The sequence below is a fragment of the Aequorivita vitellina genome, assembly GCF_022008365.1.
Lineage (GTDB): Bacteria > Bacteroidota > Bacteroidia > Flavobacteriales > Flavobacteriaceae > Aequorivita > Aequorivita vitellina.
The window spans coordinates 1-17394 of sequence record NZ_JAIRBA010000019.1; the positions used below are offsets into that span (position 1 = coordinate 1).

Below are 17394 nucleotides of genomic sequence, written 5' to 3' on the forward strand. Positions count from 1 at the left end.
GTTTAACTTTATGTTTTCGTTGCTACCAGTATGCCGTCCCTCACGGGACATATTCGAAATCTGCGCTCTCGTTGTTACCGATATTTTGTCCCTAATGGGATATATTTAACTTTACGTTTTCGTTGCTACCAGTATGCTGTCTCTAACGGGACATATTCGAAATTTGCGTTATTGTTGTTACCGGTATATTGTTTCTTATGGGACATTTTTGAATTTGTGTTTTTGTTGTTACCGATATGTTGTTCCTAACGGGACATAACCGAATTTATAATTCTGATGTTACCGATATGTTTTTTCTAACGGAACAAATTTAATGTCCCATTCGGTACGAAATCTTGGTAGCCAAATTGGTTACATTCAGAACTCTGTGCCGTTAGGTACAGCATATATTAATATATCAACATTTGTTTTTCATAATACCAATTAAAATCAATAATTCACATACACCCACCCGATAAATGCTTTAGGGTATTTTGGGTCGTTTAAAACTAAAACGTAATAATATGTACCTACGGGAACACGCTTGCCTGTAACTAAAAAACCTTTTGTAGCTACACCATCCCAGAAACCATCGGTGTTGTGGGCGGTGTGAATTAGGTTGCCCTCACGGGAGTAGATATTTAATTCAAAGTTTTCGTAAATGTTGAGGAGATTGCTAATTTCAAATTCGTCATTAATACCATCACCATTGGGTGAAAACCCTTGCGGAATAAAAGGCGCGCAATTTTCGGTAGTCAATAAAAACGATGCTGTGGCAAAACAAATATCATTTTCCAATCGTACGTAAATAGTCTGTGGGTCGGTGTCGTTTTGGTATTCCGATGGGTTGCTAATGGGGTTGGTGTTTTGTAATGCGTCTTCTAAAGTCGTGTAGTATTGAACATCATCTTCCGGTGTCGTTCGTATTAAATCGTTTTGCACAGTTAAGTCGAAAATTGCCGTATCAAAACCCGTATCGCACTCGAGTAAATCTGGTAAATTGGGGATGGGAGGGATGCTTTCAAAACTTATAATTTGTGTGAAAGTATTGTTGTCTTCGCGCAATTCTTCGACGGTGCCGTTGCCATTTCCATCGTCGTCCACTACGGCGGTGATTGAAAAAGTATTGGGCAAACTATCGGGAAGGATTAGTGCTACTTCACCATTTTCACTACCGCCAATTGGAATGGATTGTTGCGTTTGCGATAGCCCCAGAAGCAGATCGTCTAAATAAAACGCAATGGATGTATTTGCAGGTAGTGGCCCCGTCGCTTCCAGGTTATAAACGGTGAATGGCAGCAGCAAAGCTCTGCCACGACAGGCAGATATTTCCGAAATTTCAATAGTAGCATCGGGCAGGGGGCACGGAATAACTTCTACCGTAAAACTGGCGATTAAAAAACAGTCGGGATTTGAAACACGGATATAAATAGTTTGCGGATTTTCGGTATTCTGAAAATTTTCTGGGTTGGGGATTGGGTTTGCATTGTTTAATGCATCTGCTTCCGAAAGGTGAAAACTTAAATCGTAAATTGGGTCTATTTCTGAGGTAACTTCGGTTAAATTGAAATATTCTTCACCTATTACATCGCAGGTTTGCAAATTGTGAATTCCTGTAATTATTGGGTTTTCGAGTAAATGAATGGGAGCCTCGTCTTCGTTATTGTCTTCGTTTATTTCATCGACAATTCCGGTGCCATCACCAATGTCGTCAACTACAGCTTTCAGAATAAAATCTGCTTCAATATTATTTGGAATAGTAAATGTAATTGTACCACTTTCTTCACCGTCAATCGGGATGTTTGCTGCAGTTTCAGTTTGGGCAATTAATAGATCATCTGCGTAAAACGCAATTGGTGTTCCGGCCGGTAAAACATCGGTGCTATTGAGGTTGTAAACGGTGTACTCTATTGTAAGCTCCCGATTGCCACATTCGGTGCCGCCAATTATATTATCTAAGGAAATAGTGGCGTCGGGAAGTTCGGTGTTTAGCACGGTGATAATGTTGTTTACCATCACAAAATCTTGTCCGCTGGTAAGTTGAATAGTCGCCGAAGTATCGCCCGGATTAATATAGTTTGAAATAGGATACACATCAATATCCATATTGTAAAGCACATCGCTGCCCGTGAAACTGTTGGTGCCATTAAAAGCATTATCTGCGGGATTTAGCGGGGGGTTGCTAAGAATATTTCCGTTAATGCGAAGCGTTTCGTTCACTGCAATTTGACTATCGCCTTCCCACGCGAGAAAACCAATTTTTGCGCCTTGGGTGTCTAAAACCATCAGGTTGTCCAATGTAATATCTAAGGTTTGGTTGTTGCGGGAAACGCTTTCCAAGCCGTCAAAAACATTTACTTGGTTGTTGGGAAGCGAGGTATCTTCAAAAACCACCGTCACCGCCCAGCCGCCAAAATTAGTTCCGGAACCCGGCGGACTGCAATAGGCTGGAATTACGAGTGTGAGATCTAAATCTGAAAGTGTATAAGTACCGTTCCCTGTGGTTTTTACTTGTTCCGTAACATCGGCAAAAGCTGAAAAATATATGTAATCGTTGCCACCACTATTGTAGGTAACATTAAAAATACGTTCTGCCGTTATTGAAATTTGATTAAAAGTTACATTGAAATCGCCTGGACCCGAACCCGCCCAATATAGATATGCGGCACGCACTTCTTGGTTGGGTTGCAGTTGAAAATCGGCGCTGCTACTGGTAAGAATAAAGCATTGTCCACCTTGGCCGTTTTCTTCAACATTTAGTGTATTGCCAAAAGCGGTATAATCGAAATGCCCGTTAAACTGTTGGTACAGCGAAATATCCTGCGAGAAAACCACAACTGGAAATAACAGAAAAAGTATGAATAGATTATGCTTCAAAAAAACTAAGAGTTGATTGTCTGTTAAATATAGACAAAAAATGACGCTATTGAATTTGAAGTTACATATTTTTTATTCTGAAACGCTGAGTTTGGCAGCGGATGAAATTATTTATCTAAGATTTTCATTGTTTGGCTTTGGTTTTTAAAGATCTCTTTTCTTTAAAATTACATAGGACCAGTAGATGAAAAGGGCGGTCCAAACCAATACGATTAGCAAATTTAACCAACTTACACCGTAATCTTTATTAAAATTTTCCCCCAATTGATTGGCGGCAGATTGTATAGCGCCCAAACGGCTCAACGGTTCCTTGATGAGGTTTGCCATAGCATTAAGTGGGAAGAAAAACGAAATTTTATCGGCTATTTCGGTGTCTTTAAACAATTGCCATTTCATCAAACCATAAAGTAACCACTCAATAACTTGCCACACGATTAGGAAGCCCAAAGCAAAGGCAGATCGCTTCACGAAAACACCCAGAAAAAGACAAAAAGAGAAAAACGCCACTAATTTTATAAAATAGGCGCCAATATATTCTAAGTCGCTAAAAATAATGCCTATTTCATTATAATCTGAAAAACTTAATCCGAGAATTAAGGATACCAAAAAAATAAATACCGTAGAAATACCTGCGAAAAGCAGCACAGTTAAAAATTTTGAAAGCACAAACTCTCTTTTGCTTAAACCGTCTATTAAGTTCTGTTTCAGCGTGCGGTAACTGTACTCGTTGCTCATCATAGAAACAATTACAATGGCGAGAAACAACTTTAAAATTGCCGCCATATAAGTGTTGAAATGCCAGATATATGGAAAGTTAAAAATTCCTTGATCCGCCACACGGAAATGAAAGTCGCCGAAATTAAATTCTATCGAAGAAATAAGTGCAATAAAAGTGATGAGTATAAAATATACTATGGAAATAACTTTGGCCGCGCGGTTATAACGCAGTTTTTGTAATTCTATATTTAGCAATCGTAGCATGCTGCTTAGTTTTGTTTGGTTAATTCAAGGAATTGTTCTTCAAGGCTTTCTTTGCGTTTTACAAGGTGCGAAAGCGTAATGCCTTTTTCGAATAGCAACTTGTTTACTTCCGAGGCATCCATGGGTTGGTTGAGGTAAACGATTAAATATTCACCTTCGCGTTTTATAGTGCCAAAGGCCGAATTTCCTTCCAAAGCATTTTGAAGCAAATCCATATTGTTACTTTGCATCGTTAAAAAACCGTGACTGGCAACCATTCCATCCACACTGCCGGAATACAGACTCACGCCTTTCCGAAGAATAACAACGTGCGTACACACTTTTTCTACTTCATCGAGCAAATGCGAAGCCAGTAAAATGGTTGTTCCTTGTGATGCAATGGTTTTAATTATTTCGCGAATTTGATGAATTCCCTGCGGGTCCAACCCGTTGGTGGGTTCGTCGAGAATTAATATTTCGGGGTCGTTTAACAAGGCCGAAGCGATAGCCAAACGCTGTTTCATCCCCAAGGAAAAAGTACTGAATTTACTGTCTTTTCTATCTAATAAACCTACTAGTTCTAATTTTTCAGAAATCTTTTCTTCGGAAACCTCTTTTATTTTACAAACCAGTTGCAGGTTTTGCACTGCCGTCATATACGGGTAAAAATTAGGTCGCTCTATTATGGCGCCAACTTTCTTTAATGCGTTATGGGTGTCAATGTTGCCATCAAACCATTTAAAGTCGCCCGCGGTTTTGTTTACCACGTTTAACACGATGCCCAGCGTGGTACTTTTTCCGCTGCCGTTGGGACCGAGGATGCCGTAAACGTTGCCTTTTTCAATTGAAAAGGAAAGATTATCTACGGCAGTTAGCGAGCCAAATTTTTTGGTGAGATTATTTATTGTGAGAATGTTTTCCACGGAATTGTTTTTGGTACCGATCGATAATCGGGAGGTTGTTTGTATGACGAGTGGAATGGGTTTTTGTTACAATTTTTCAATTCAGAATTCAGTACCTTTGCACTTCAATTTTTAAAAATGAATACAATGCAAGACGGAATTTATGCAAAAATAACAACCGAAAAAGGAGAAATTCTTATAAAACTTACTCACGACAAAACCCCGGGAACGGTTGGAAACTTTGTGGCTTTGGCCGAAGGAAATTTGGAAAACGCTGCAAAACCACAGGGGACACCTTATTACGACGGATTAAAATTTCACCGTGTAATCCCAGATTTTATGATTCAAGGTGGCGATCCAAAAGGAACGGGCTCGGGCGGTCCAGGTTACGATTTTGAAGATGAATTTCACCAAGACCTTCGCCACGACACGCCGGGAGTTCTTTCTATGGCAAACTCTGGGCCTGCAAGTAATGGCAGCCAGTTTTTTATAACGCACGTTGCTACGCCTTGGTTAGATAACAAACACACAGTTTTTGGCAATGTGGTTGAAGGACAAGATGTGGTTGATAACGTTGCACAAGGCGATACCATGCAGAAAGTTGAAATTATTCGCGTTGGCGACGAAGCTAAAAATTGGAATGCCGTAGAAGCTTTTAGAAGCTTTACAGGTGAAAGAGAAGCACGTGTTGCAAAAATTAAAGCTGCCGAAGAAGCCGAAATTAAAAAGGTTTCTGAAGGTTTTGATAGAACCGATAGCGGCTTGCTTTATAAAATAATTCAAAAAGGAAATGGTGAAAAAGCGGAAAAAGGCAAAACCGTTTCGGTACATTACAAAGGCACTTTAACAAACGGAAGCGAGTTTGATTCATCGTATAAAAGAAAACAGCCAATAGATTTTCAACTGGGCGTTGGACAGGTAATTGAAGGTTGGGATGAAGGTATTCAATTATTGCAAGTGGGTGATAAAGCACGTTTTGTGATTCCGTCACATCTTGCTTATGGCGAGCGCGGTGCTGGTGGAGTAATTCCACCATCTGCTACCTTGATTTTTGATGTGGAATTGATGGATGTAAAGTAGTAATTCGGGGGTCGGGATTTGTTAATTCGAATCATTATTGTCCGATAAAAGTAAGGACTAACTTTGGAAAACCCCAAATTATAAGTAGTCCTTACGGAACTAGAAATTGACGGGGTTCTATTTTTTACCCATATTTAATGCCTATCGGCATTCTGCCTCATCGGTTCAAAATATTGGTCATCAGTAGATAACGACTGGGTGAATGTTCCGGAGGGACATTATATGTTTTTTAATCGAACATTACTGAATTCGAATCCCGAATTTCAAACCTGTCTGTCGGCAGGCAGGTTAACGTATCTCGAAAACAAAATGAATTTAGAAAAACTAAAATACCCAATCGGCAGTTTTGATTGCCCTTCAAATATTACTACTGAAATACAGCAGGCTTGGTTTTCTATTTTGGAACATTTTCCGAATAGATTGATTAATTTGGTGGGCGACCTTTCCGAAGCGCAATTAAATACTCCGTATAGGCCGGAGGGTTGGACAGTGCGGCAGGTTATTCACCATCTTTACGATAGTCATCACAATAGCTATTCCCGCTTTAAATGGACTTTGACTGAAGAAACTCCGTTAATTAAAGTATACGATGAAAAGGCTTGGGGAGATTTAATAGATTCTAAAAATGCTCCAATTGAACTTTCGTTAAATGCACTTACTGCACTGCACGCCAAATGGGTCTATTTGTTGAAAGGACTTACAGAAGCAGATTTTCAAAAATCGTTTATTCATCCCGAAGGCAACGAATACGTAACCCTAGCTGAAAATATAGGAATCTACGCTTGGCATTGCAATCACCATTATGCGCACATTGAAAACTTGCTGAAGCGAGAAGGATGGAAGTGAAGCGGTAATACAACTGCTTTAATTCATTTTAGAAACACCTAGCTTTTGCGGCCTACAAAATGTTCCATTGTTTTGTAAATCCCCAGAACTTCGCCGGCAAACCAATCGAACGTATTTATAGAAAGTATTGCTTGCCCAATTCGTGTAAGTCTATAAATATAACCAGGAATAGTAACCATTTTTTTGTTTTTCTCAATGGCTTTTACAATTGTAAGTGCCGCTGCTTCCGGCTTTAGAATTGGAATCATAGATTTTACCCCATCAAACATGCCCGTGTTAATGTAGTAAGGCATAATTGTAGTAATGTTTATTGCTTTATTCTTTTGTTTCATTTCTAAGCGCAGACTATCAGACCAGCCAATAAGCGCCCATTTACTCGCTGCGTAAACTGACATTTTAGGGTTTGAAATTAATCCGCCCGAGGAAGCTATATTGCAAATATGTCCAGAATTTTGATCTAGCATATCATTTAAAAATTCCTTGGCAACATACATTGGCCCAATGGCGTTAATTTCCATTGTTTTCGCGATATCTGAAGCTGAATGGTCATTGAAATATTTACCTACAACTATGCCTGCATTATTTATCAAAACATCTACTACGCCAATTTCCTGCTTTACTTTTTTAGTTGCTTCTTGAATTTGCTCAAAATTGGAAACATCTACTTTGAAACCAAAAAGATTTTCGCTTTTAGAAAATTCTGAAATTGTTTGGACAATATTTTCTTGGCTAATATCCCATATAATTACTTTGGCTTCGCGTTCTAGCATTAAACGAACCATTATTTTTCCAATCCCAGATGCTCCGCCTGTAATTAATACAGTTTTTCCTTTTAAATGTCTCATATATTACTTTGGTTGCTGGTTTTATTATTTTAATGCTAAATTTTTAAAATATTCATTTTCAAAACTAATTATTGAATTTTGAATATATTTAATGTAAAACATTACAGCAATCGGTGGTATATCTCTGAAATGATATTCTAAATAATTTATTTTATAACCATTTCTATCCGAAGCATCATCTGTAGTTAATAATAGGTTGATGCGATATTTCAATTGATTATTTTCAACAAAGGGCAATATTGCAAGTCTATATTCTTCTAGTTTTGTTAAAAACTCATTTCCATAATCGTTAATAATATCATTAGAAAAAAACATATTATTTGTGATAGACTTATTGGACAAGTCTTGATTATAATCCATTTCTAAATCAGTTGTGGCGTCCTCTAATATTTTCTGATACACACTTTCTAAATATAGTTTGTACTCAATTGTCAAACTATCATACTTTTCTGCATTCTTTAATTTTGACAAATCATTTTTGTTTATAACAGAATACATTTCGTCCTCAATTGATTGAGTTGAGGAACTATATTTTTCAATCATCAAGCCGTAAAGCACATAATCAGAATTTACCTTGGGTAATTCAGTTTGTTCTTTAGAATCACAAGCTATTAAAAGAATCAGAAGAATAAGTGAAGAATATTTCATATGTTTTTAAACTTAAAACCAACTTTGGATTACAGGAATTTCCAATCTCACTCTTTCCACTTAATATTGCATCCCATACTTGGTTTTTGATCTTTTCGCTGCGGGTTGTTATTTAAAATATTGTCTATTGCTTCACGAAGATCACGACCATTTACGGGTATTCCGTTTCCAGGGCGGCTGTCGTCTAATTGACCGCGATAAACAAGTTTTAATTCATCATCAAAAAGGTAAAGGTCTGGCGTGCAAGCGGCATCGTATGCTTTTGCTACTTTTTGGGTCTCGTCGAATAAATACGGAAATGAAAAATTGTGTTTTCGTGCAGTGCGCCACATTTCGGCCGGAGCATCTTTTGGGTATTTAACTATATCGTTACTGCTAATTGCCACAAACCCAAAACCCGTAACCCTATAATCGTTACTAACGCGTACTAGCTCGTCTATCACGTGTTTTACATAGGGACAATGATTGCATACAAACATAATTACCGTGCCTTTTTCACCTTGAATATGATTTAACGAAACAGGTTTGTTGGTAACGCTATCAATAAGTGTAAAATCGGGGGCTTTGGTTCCTAGAGGGAGCATTTTAGATTCTGTTCTCGCCATTTTTTCTTTTATGTCTTAATTATATTCTTTGGTCTAAAGTTACAATATTTTACTTGGTTTTGCCTTTAATAAATAGGCAGTAACACAATATGTAAACGGTTCATTTAATTACACATTTTCTATTAAAGAATTTATAAAAATTTGTAGTTGAAAGATATCTCTGCTAACTTTAAAGATTAAATCAATTATTATGAAAAATTCATATTCATCATTATCAGTAGCAATAGACGATTTACAAAAACACGGGTACACCGAAGATTTTAATCTGGTGGCAGATGGTATTGAGTCTAAAGGGCTAAAACAAAAATGGAAAGCAGGCGAGCTAGATGTTGTGAAGTTTTACCGTTTTGAAGGAATGACAGATCCCGGAGATAATACAATACTATACTTAATTGAAACTAAGAGCGGAAAAAAGGGACTGCTTGTAGATGCTTATGGGGCAGACCAAACCGTAGTTTCTTCGGCAATGATTCAAAAGTTAAGGTTGCATCATGACGAATAATCTTTCCTGGGCCGATTTTGAAAAAGTTGAAATGCGTGTGGGAACCATAATTGAAGCCAACGATTTTCCCGAAGCGCGAAATCCGTCTTACCAACTTTTAATTGATTTTGGAAGTGAAATAGGGCAGCGTAAAACTTCGGCGCAACTTACTTCACTGTATTCAAAAGAAGAATTAATAGGGAAACAAGTAATTGCAGTTGTAAATTTTCCGAAGAAGCAAATCGCTAATTTTATGAGCGAATGTCTCGTACTTGGCGCAGTAGAAGGCAAAGATGTTACCTTGCTTCAAACTGAAAGAGTGGTAAAAAATGGTTTGCGAATCTTGTAATTTCAAAGTGTTAAATGGTTTTTCCTTTCAAAATTACCTGTTCTTTTAAATTATTCTGAATAATTTTTCTAACAATAGAATCGTGGGTAGGCCTGTAAATGGGATGATATTTTAAACGCTTGCGCTGCGATAGGTTTACGCTATTATTTTTTCCGTTAAAAAACATTCTATTTTCCTTTAAAACCAATGTGTTTATGGTGTCTAAATTTTTCTTATTTACCACCAATTTTCTGTTGGATTCCAGAAATTGAATTTCAACATTAAAAAGGTTTTTCATTTTTAAATGTTGGTTGCTAATTGTATTTTTTACCGCGGTTTGACTGTAAATACTGTCTAAAATAAACTCACATTTTTCAGAACCATTTTTAAAACTGAACGAGAGATTTTCAATGGGATTGACAAAATTTATTTTATTGGAATTTGTAATTTTTCCAAAATAAACATATTCAATATCTGAAGCCATAATATACTTTTTGTAAAGCGTATCATTAAAAATACCGCGATTTCTTTGAATGTATTTATCAGATTTGGAGGTGAAATAAATTATATTTTCAGGACTTTTTTGTGACCGTAGCATATATAATTCTTCAATTATTTGAATCGTGTCGTTGGCCTGCACATTGGTTTCTTCGCAAGGTTCATCACACAGAAAATAGCGTTTATTTCCGTAGGAGTTTCGGTATTCACACAATCTAAAAACATATACTTGATATTCTGAAATATCTATTGAATCGGTAACTGGAAGAAATTTCACGCTGCTGCATGAAAACGAAAAACACACAAAAACCAAGGTTAGAAATATGTATTGAAAAAGTTTCATAATCAGTCGGTTTTAAATTGTGAAGAAATGCCGCCGGCAATGCGCCACCCCCAAAAATAATCGGGGTGATAGGGGAAGTCTGAGTTAAAATGTAAAAAATCCTGAAGATCAATAGCGTTGAGGTCATAAATAGTTACATAGGCGCCGTAACCTTGACGAAAACTAGTAAAGTTTAGTTTCCATTGCTGTTGATTAAAGCCAAAAGCATCGCCATTTTTATACGGAATATGGTCTAATTGTAACTTATCGGCAGTATCTACTGCGTATTGTTGCCAGCCGGTAAACTTATGAAAACTGAGTTCGACCAAGCCTATATAAGCGGTTTCATTAAAGTGTGCGGAGAGTACAATTCCGCCAGTATAAAAGCGATCTTCCCGGTCGCCAAAATAATCGAGCACAGGACCGCCATCGTTGTAATATGAAATTTGGGTGCGTCTCGCAATGTTGATGTTAAAAAACCCAATAGTTTGTGAAGCCCGGTTTTTATCGGGATTGATTAAAAAGTTGGAGCCAATTGAAACCGAATAATCAAAAGTATTTTGCAGCGGGTTGGCCACAAAGTCGGAAAAATGATATAAAGGCACAAAACGAAAATCGAGTTCGCTGGGAGTTGTGTTATTATTAAATCCCGGGGTAACCGTAGCGTTGGCAAAGAAGTCTAAAAAGGTAGATCGGTAATAGTCTTTATTTAAATTACTGCCTAAAATTCCTTTGTTGTAAAATAAAACCCCAATATGCACGGAAGGCAGAACCCCAAAATTATTTTTTACCAATGGCACGTAATTGGCAACGCCCCCAGTGGCTGCAACCCTAAATTTTAGGCCGTGCTTTACTTGATATTCCGTTGTAATATTTATGCCAAACCCCAAACGCAAGTCGTCTATGGGCTCTGTAACTTGAGCAATCACATTTGTGCCGAACCCAATTAATACAAGAAGTATAATACTTTTTAGCATGGATTAATAGTGTTAAAAGCAGGGGAGGAGTTGGTAATTGTTTAACAGTGAGTTAAATATATGAAAATATGTGAAAATAGCGCAGCATTATATTTAAAATGAGCCACTAATAAGCGGTGTATGGCGTCGCATATTGTTTTTTAAAGTATTTTCGTATTTCGAATACTTCGTTTTAAAATTGAAAACTATAAATAGTAAAAAAGGAAAGATGAAAAAAGCTATCGTGCTATTAACCCTGTTGGTTATTGGATTAACTTCTTGCAAAAACAAGGAAACCGAATCAATTGCTACTGATGAAGATCGGTTTGAAAAACTTAAAGAAATGCACTGGATGTTGGGAACTTGGACCCATGAAACCGATGAACAGTATGCACAAGAAACCTGGTCGCGCGAAAACGACAGTACTTTTACAGGCTATAGTTTTATTGATGAAGAGGGAAATGTTGTTTTTGCCGAAACGATGGCATTGGAATTGAAATCGGCTAATTTATATTTAACGGTTGCTTCGGCGAAAGAGAAAAATAAAAAGCCTGTTACTTTTAAACTGAAATCTTCGGAAAATGGACAGTTTATCTTTGAGAATAAAGATCACGATTTCCCCCAAAGAATCATTTACACAAGTCCGGCCAAAGATTCACTTCACGCTTGGATTGAAGGCTCAAAAAATGGAGAAGCTAAAAAAATGGACTTTTATTTTTCAAAAAAGTAAGTTAAGCTTCAGAATCTAAGGTGTTGGTGACCACATAATAACGTGGATCTTCAACGGAATCTTCAATAATAGTTTCAAACTCTGGGTTCCATTTTAAAAGCAGCGCTTTGCAATCGGGACTAAGGTGCGTTAATTTAATATTCTTACCACTGTCTAAATACTTATTGGCAATATTCCGCACCGCTTCTACGCCAGAATGGTCGGAAATTTTAGATTCTATAAAATCTATTTCAACCGTATTTGGGTCGCTGGAAACGTCAAATTTAGTGTTGAAAGCTGTGGTTGATCCAAAAAATAATGGTCCCCATATTTCATAAACTTTGGTGCCATCTTCTTTTATGCGTTTACGTGCGCGAATTCTCGTGGCACTTTTCCACGCAAAAACCAGGGCACTCATAATTACACCTACAAATACGGCAATTGCCAAATCTTGCCAAACAGTAACTGCTGAAACGGTTATTAAAACAATGGCATCTGAAATTGGAATTTTATTCAAAATTCTAAAACTACTCCACGCAAAGGTGCCAATAACCACCATAAACATTACGCCCACCAAGGCTGCGATGGGTATTTGTTCAATTAAAGGTGCGCCAAAAAGCACAAAGCACAACAACGCAATTGCTGCTGTTGCACCCGAAAGTCTACCACGTCCTCCCGAACTCACGTTAATAATAGATTGTCCAATCATTGCACAACCGCCCATACCACCAAAGAGACCGTTAAGCATATTTGCACCTCCTTGTGCAACACATTCGCGGTTACCGCTTCCGCGGGTCTCGGTCATTTCATCAATTAAATTTAAGGTCATTAAAGATTCAATTAAACCAACGGCTGCAAGTAAAAATGCTGTTGAAATTATCAAGTCCCAATGCCCAGTAAGTGTATCGATAAAGGTGAAAATTTGTGTTTGGAAAACAGGGAGCGAACCTTTTAGACCGCTTCCGCCACCATCCCGGATAAAGGAACCTACGGTACTTACGTCAAGATTCCCGAAGATTGTAATACAGGCAACAACAATTATAGCGATTAATGCTGCGGGTAGCTTTTTGGTGAGTTTGGGCAAGCCAAACATAATTGCCATGGTTAATCCTACAAGTGCTAACATTACCCATAAATCGAGTCCAGAAAGCCATTGCGGAACCGTGCCGCGACTTTCTTTAAAAAGGCCTAATTGCGAAAGAAAGATTACAATGGCCAACCCATTTACAAACCCCATCATTACCGGATGCGGAATTAGACGAACAAACTTTCCAAGTCTAAAAACCCCCGCCATTATTTGAATGGCGCCCACAAAGAGAAGTGTTATAAAAAGCCATTGCAGACCAAGGTATTCTACAGGTTCTGCCAATGAAAGTCCGACTTCGTTTCCTTTTTGAATTAAATGCACCATTACCACGGCCATTGCTCCAGTTGCACCAGAAATCATTCCGGGGCGGCCACCAAAAAGCGCGGTTACGATTCCCATAATAAATGCTCCGTAAAGCCCCACTAATGGGTCAATTCCGGCAACGAAGGCAAAAGCTACCGCTTCTGGTACCAAAGCCAAAGCTACCGTTAATCCGGAAAGGATGTCATTTTTTGGGTTTTGGGTAAAGGTTAATAGATATTTTGCAAGCATTTCGTTTTTTTTAAAGGCGGCAAAGATAGGTTTTTCAGATTGAATAGACTTAAAGCTATTTTTTTTGTATCATTTTTATAGTGAACCAACCTAATAAACAGATAATCACAGCCATAATAATCCATAACCAGAGCTTGTTTTCAAACAGTGGTGAACGTTTGGAAACCTCTTTTTTTGCAATCTTTATTTCTTCGGAAAGCTTTACGGCTGCCATGTTTATTGGAATATTTTCAGAAAATTTTGAAATATCATAATTAGGTTTTTTGGCTTTTGGCTTTCCGTAAACCAAATAATAAGACGCGGGTTCTGCAAAACGAGCAACCAACGTGTGGATGTAGCCTTTTGCAATTACATCTTCAATTTTTAAAGGGCGATTGTCGTAATTTTCTATTTCAACCCTAACTCTTTTGGCAATGATGCTTTTAAAGTGCAGGTCGTTATTTTCTAAAGAACTGAGGACACTGGAGCGCAAGGTATTAAAATTATACTTCCAACCCTTTTCGGTTTTAGTACTATCGGTTAGATATTTTATAGTTACGGGGCGATAATAATCTAAGGAATCTATGATTTTTAGGGAAATCAAACTTATGGGTAACGGCTGTGGAAAATCAATATCAACGATGGTTCTTTTTAAATCCTTGTTTTCTGAAGTCGAAAAGTTTTTTACGGTAAATTTTTTAAAATCAGCAGCTTTAGTGCTACTTAGTTGCGTTTCGGCAGCGAGCAATTCAGGTTTTTCGTTTGCTGTAACTTGAAGCCTTAAGTAACGATATTTTGATTTCGGAAACTTAACATTCGTAAATTGGTAATGCGTCAACTCGTTTTTTATAGAAAGAATGCGATAGTCTGAAACAATAGAAAACCATTCGTTATTGTCTTGACTTCCTTCCAAATTAACGAGCCAATTGAAGTTTTGCTGTTTAAAATTCAAATCAATTTCGTTGATGGTTTTTTCCGAAGGAATTTCAAAAGTGAAGAAATAAGTATTTCCCTTTTTTGCAGTATTTAGCAAGTTGAACTCGATGTTCTTTTCAGTTTCCTTTTCCGAAGCTATTTTTAATAAATAGGGAACTTCAATTGTATCGGTTTTGGTTATTCCGTAGATTCTGAAATCGTTTAAACTATTGTCAATTTTTCCAAAGATCGCATCGGGCAATTCTATGGTGTGCCACGTTTCAGAAATCCCGCTTATTTCTCTGGAATAATTATAGGTGTTTAGCTGTGCGAAAGATATTTCGGCAAGCAAAAGAAATAAAAATAGCAGCGGTTTATTCTTCCAAATCATTGGTGATTTTTGTTTTAAACTTGTTGTATAAAAATGAAATTATAAGGAGGAGCACCCCTAAAATTACAAAAACAATGGTTTTTGAAATGGTATTCATATCTGAAATATCGTAAAGAAAAAGCTTGATAAGTGTGAAGCCAAAAAGTACAATGGCCACAATTCGAAGGAATGGTTTGCGTTTCCAAATTCCTATAATTATCAATAAAAGCGCATATAAACCCCAAAGTATGCTCAGCCCCAATTTATACGTTTGTGTGGAACCTGCAATATCCATCCACGCAATAAGCTCACTGCTTAAAATGGCGAGTATTATAAGGTGCATAAATATTGTGAAAGGCGTTTGAAGGCCTTTCTTCAACACACCTCGTTTCACTGATAGCTTGCCTGTATACACCAAAGCTAGCACGCTTAATATGGCTATATAACGTATTAATAAATTGAAAATGCTTCGGTTGTAATATTCCGCTGAAGTGTTGTTTAGATACGATTCTCTTAAATCGGTCAGTGCAAATATACCTTCGGTGAAAAATAGCAACAGCGAAAAAAAGCTTGCGATAATCAACACATAACCTAAAAAGTTATTTTTGAGTTTTTTGATATTGAAAAAGGAAAGTGCTGCAAGAAAAAGTAGTGTATAAATATAAACCCAAACTACTCTAAAGTGGCGCAAGTCCTCGTTTTGTTGCGATGTAACGAAGGAATTCCCTGTTTCATTTAACTCCAAATACGAAGCTACGTATTGCGTATTCCAGTAGTCTGCAATTTCAAGGCGGAAGCAATTGTAAAGCACGAAAATAAATATGCCGGGAATGACAATGGAAGTTAGTTTTTGAAGGAAACTACTTTTTTTTAAAGGAGAAGGGAATTTTTCGCTTCTAAATAAGTAATTAATAAAACCAAATGCTGTCAGAAATAAAGCTCCCGTTAAAAACCGAAGATTAAAAATAGGGGTAAACGTACTTTCTTCACCCAATGCATTATATGTGGAATAAGCCATCCAATCTTCAACCAAACTAAAAAAGGTCAGCACCATTAAGACGTACGAAAGTTTTTCGTAAACCGAAACGCTTTTAGTTCTGCCGATCCAAAATAGCAAGGCTGCGCCACCGGTCCAAATTATTGTTACCCAATTGCCTTCTAATTGCACGGGAACAGCAACGGTGAGAAACACCAACACCAATCCGGCAATAAAATAGAACAGGTTTTTATCTGCCAGTTTTTGTCTGTAAATAAGTGCGCTTACGCTAAAATGAATAATTGCATTTGCCAATGTGAAAAGTCCGAGTAATTCTTCGCCAGATTCATGATTTGAAAGTAGGGAGTAGCCCGCGCCATAAAAGATAAAGGAATTTGCAAAAAGCAAAAGGATGTCTACAATATCAAATTTTTCCTTTGCAATTAGTTTGTATGCTAAAAAAGTGCAATAAAAAATAGCGAAGAAAGCTACCAGAAATATAAAGGCGATTGAAAAATATTCAGCGGTATATGAAAAAAAGTACCAAGAAAAATAGATGCACCAAGTTAAAACGAAGGAAGAATAATAAATAGATTTCCAGTATTTTTTAAAGGAAATAAAAAGGATTCCAATATTGATAATTGTTACATAACTAAACAATATTTCGACCCTTCCAGAATCGTTGCTCAACAAAAATGGGACAACGTAGGCGCCCACCAACCCCAAATGAGCAATGATTTGGAGATTGTAACTTAAAGCCGCAACCACTGTAAAAACGGTAAAAACGACCATTAATAAAAAGGCGGCTGTTTGAGGGATTAATTCATAAAAAGAATATGCCGAGAATGTAATAAAATACATAATTACCATAGCGCCGCTTATTAAAACAGCACTAAAATTTTTGTAATTCTCTTTTAGTTTTATCCCGAAACCCAGCAATCCCAATCCTAAAACGTACCCGAGTATTATTCTAGTTAGCGGACTAATTAAATCGTTTTCAATAGAATATTTTGCGCCAATGGCAACGCCAATAATTGTAATAAGTATTCCAATTTTATTGATAAGGTTTTCCCCTATAAATTTTTCGAGATCAGATTTTTGTTTTGCAGAATACCGGGGTTTTGAAGTAGGTGGGATGGTTTGTCTTTTTACTAGCGGTGATACACCTTCGGTCCGTTCGCTTTTTAAAATGGGTTCCGAAGGAATTTGCTTTATTTCAGATTTTATTTTAGGCTTTTCTTCTTTAACTATAGTGAAATTGGCCTCCGCATTCAGTGCTTGAATCTGACCTTTAATTTCCCAAATTTCCTTCGAAAAGAGTTCCTGTTTTTTCAGCAGTAGCTCCAGTTTTTCATTAAGGGCATTTAAACTTTCTGAATTATTTTGCATAAAAAATTATAATAAAGTACTGAAAATTGAGAGAATTTAAAGATATGCAAAATTATTTGGTGTCGTATTTTTAAGTTTTCACATTAAAAC

The 17394-nt window shown here is 37.1% G+C and carries 16 protein-coding genes; 5 read left to right on the forward strand and 11 right to left on the reverse strand.

Annotated features, from left to right (window positions below; all coding sequences use genetic code 11):
* Positions 1 to 429: 429 nt before the first annotated feature.
* The 3 genes from K8089_RS10170 to K8089_RS10180 form a co-directional block, all read right to left on the reverse strand.
* The gene (locus K8089_RS10170; RefSeq protein ID WP_237603179.1) at positions 430 to 2856 is read right to left on the reverse strand and encodes a T9SS type B sorting domain-containing protein; all 2427 of its coding nucleotides are present in this window, start codon (positions 2854 to 2856) and stop codon (positions 430 to 432) included.
* Between the two features lie 144 nt (positions 2857 to 3000).
* Entirely contained in the window at positions 3001 to 3837 is an 837-nt protein-coding gene (locus K8089_RS10175; RefSeq protein ID WP_237603180.1) for an ABC transporter permease, read from the reverse strand.
* A gap of 5 nt (positions 3838 to 3842) precedes the next feature.
* Positions 3843 to 4739: an ABC transporter ATP-binding protein gene (locus K8089_RS10180; RefSeq protein WP_237603181.1), complete on the reverse strand. Its 897-nt coding sequence runs from the start codon at positions 4737 to 4739 to the stop codon at positions 3843 to 3845.
* 126 nt (positions 4740 to 4865) lie between these two features.
* Between K8089_RS10180 and K8089_RS10185 the strand changes: the two genes are divergently transcribed.
* Both K8089_RS10185 and K8089_RS10190 read left to right on the forward strand, forming a co-directional pair.
* The gene (locus tag K8089_RS10185) at positions 4866 to 5798 is read left to right on the forward strand and encodes a peptidylprolyl isomerase (protein ID WP_237603241.1); all 933 of its coding nucleotides are present in this window, start codon (positions 4866 to 4868) and stop codon (positions 5796 to 5798) included.
* Positions 5799 to 6107: 309 nt separating this feature from the next.
* Positions 6108 to 6644, forward strand: a complete 537-nt coding sequence (locus K8089_RS10190) for a YfiT family bacillithiol transferase (RefSeq protein ID WP_237603182.1) — start codon at positions 6108 to 6110, stop codon at positions 6642 to 6644.
* 38 nt (positions 6645 to 6682) lie between these two features.
* Here K8089_RS10190 and K8089_RS10195 read toward each other — a convergent pair whose 3' ends face one another.
* From K8089_RS10195 to K8089_RS10205, 3 genes are read right to left on the reverse strand one after another with little or no spacing between them, the layout of a single operon-like run.
* Entirely contained in the window at positions 6683 to 7489 is an 807-nt protein-coding gene (locus tag K8089_RS10195; RefSeq protein WP_237603183.1) for an SDR family oxidoreductase, read from the reverse strand.
* Between the two features lie 24 nt (positions 7490 to 7513).
* A complete protein-coding gene (locus tag K8089_RS10200) occupies positions 7514 to 8137 on the reverse strand; it encodes a hypothetical protein (protein ID WP_237603184.1) in 624 nt (207 codons plus the stop codon).
* Positions 8138 to 8184: 47 nt separating this feature from the next.
* Positions 8185 to 8742: a thioredoxin family protein gene (locus K8089_RS10205; RefSeq protein WP_237603185.1), complete on the reverse strand. Its 558-nt coding sequence runs from the start codon at positions 8740 to 8742 to the stop codon at positions 8185 to 8187.
* A gap of 190 nt (positions 8743 to 8932) precedes the next feature.
* Between K8089_RS10205 and K8089_RS10210 the strand changes: the two genes are divergently transcribed.
* Positions 8933 to 9244, forward strand: coding sequence for a phosphoribosylpyrophosphate synthetase (locus K8089_RS10210; protein WP_237603186.1), 312 nt, complete (start codon positions 8933 to 8935; stop codon positions 9242 to 9244).
* Positions 9234 to 9572: a tRNA-binding protein gene (locus K8089_RS10215; RefSeq protein WP_237603187.1), complete on the forward strand. Its 339-nt coding sequence runs from the start codon at positions 9234 to 9236 to the stop codon at positions 9570 to 9572. The genes K8089_RS10210 and K8089_RS10215 overlap by 11 nt, the downstream gene beginning before the upstream one ends.
* Positions 9573 to 9582: 10 nt before the next feature.
* Here the strand turns inward: K8089_RS10215 and K8089_RS10220 are convergent, their stop codons facing one another.
* Together K8089_RS10220 and K8089_RS10225 are read right to left on the reverse strand one after the other, a co-directional pair.
* The gene (locus K8089_RS10220; RefSeq protein ID WP_237603188.1) at positions 9583 to 10392 is read right to left on the reverse strand and encodes a hypothetical protein; all 810 of its coding nucleotides are present in this window, start codon (positions 10390 to 10392) and stop codon (positions 9583 to 9585) included.
* A 2-nt stretch (positions 10393 to 10394) separates the two neighbouring features.
* The gene (locus K8089_RS10225; RefSeq protein WP_237603189.1) at positions 10395 to 11348 is read right to left on the reverse strand and encodes a hypothetical protein; all 954 of its coding nucleotides are present in this window, start codon (positions 11346 to 11348) and stop codon (positions 10395 to 10397) included.
* A 208-nt stretch (positions 11349 to 11556) separates the two neighbouring features.
* On the opposite strand from K8089_RS10225, the gene K8089_RS10230 reads away from it, so the two are divergent.
* Complete coding sequence (locus K8089_RS10230; protein WP_237603190.1) at positions 11557 to 12057, forward strand: DUF6265 family protein; 501 nt, start codon at positions 11557 to 11559, stop codon at positions 12055 to 12057.
* Between the two features lies 1 nt (position 12058).
* Here K8089_RS10230 and K8089_RS10235 read toward each other — a convergent pair whose 3' ends face one another.
* From K8089_RS10235 to K8089_RS10245, 3 genes are read right to left on the reverse strand one after another with little or no spacing between them, the layout of a single operon-like run.
* Positions 12059 to 13675 (reverse strand): SulP family inorganic anion transporter, encoded by a 1617-nt coding sequence (locus K8089_RS10235; protein ID WP_237603191.1) that lies wholly within the window; start codon positions 13673 to 13675, stop codon positions 12059 to 12061.
* Between the two features lie 55 nt (positions 13676 to 13730).
* A complete protein-coding gene (locus K8089_RS10240; RefSeq protein WP_237603192.1) occupies positions 13731 to 14960 on the reverse strand; it encodes a DUF3999 family protein in 1230 nt (409 codons plus the stop codon).
* Entirely contained in the window at positions 14944 to 17304 is a 2361-nt protein-coding gene (locus K8089_RS10245) for a DUF2339 domain-containing protein (RefSeq protein WP_237603193.1), read from the reverse strand. The genes K8089_RS10240 and K8089_RS10245 overlap by 17 nt, the downstream gene beginning before the upstream one ends.
* Between the last annotated feature and the right edge of the window lie 90 nt (positions 17305 to 17394).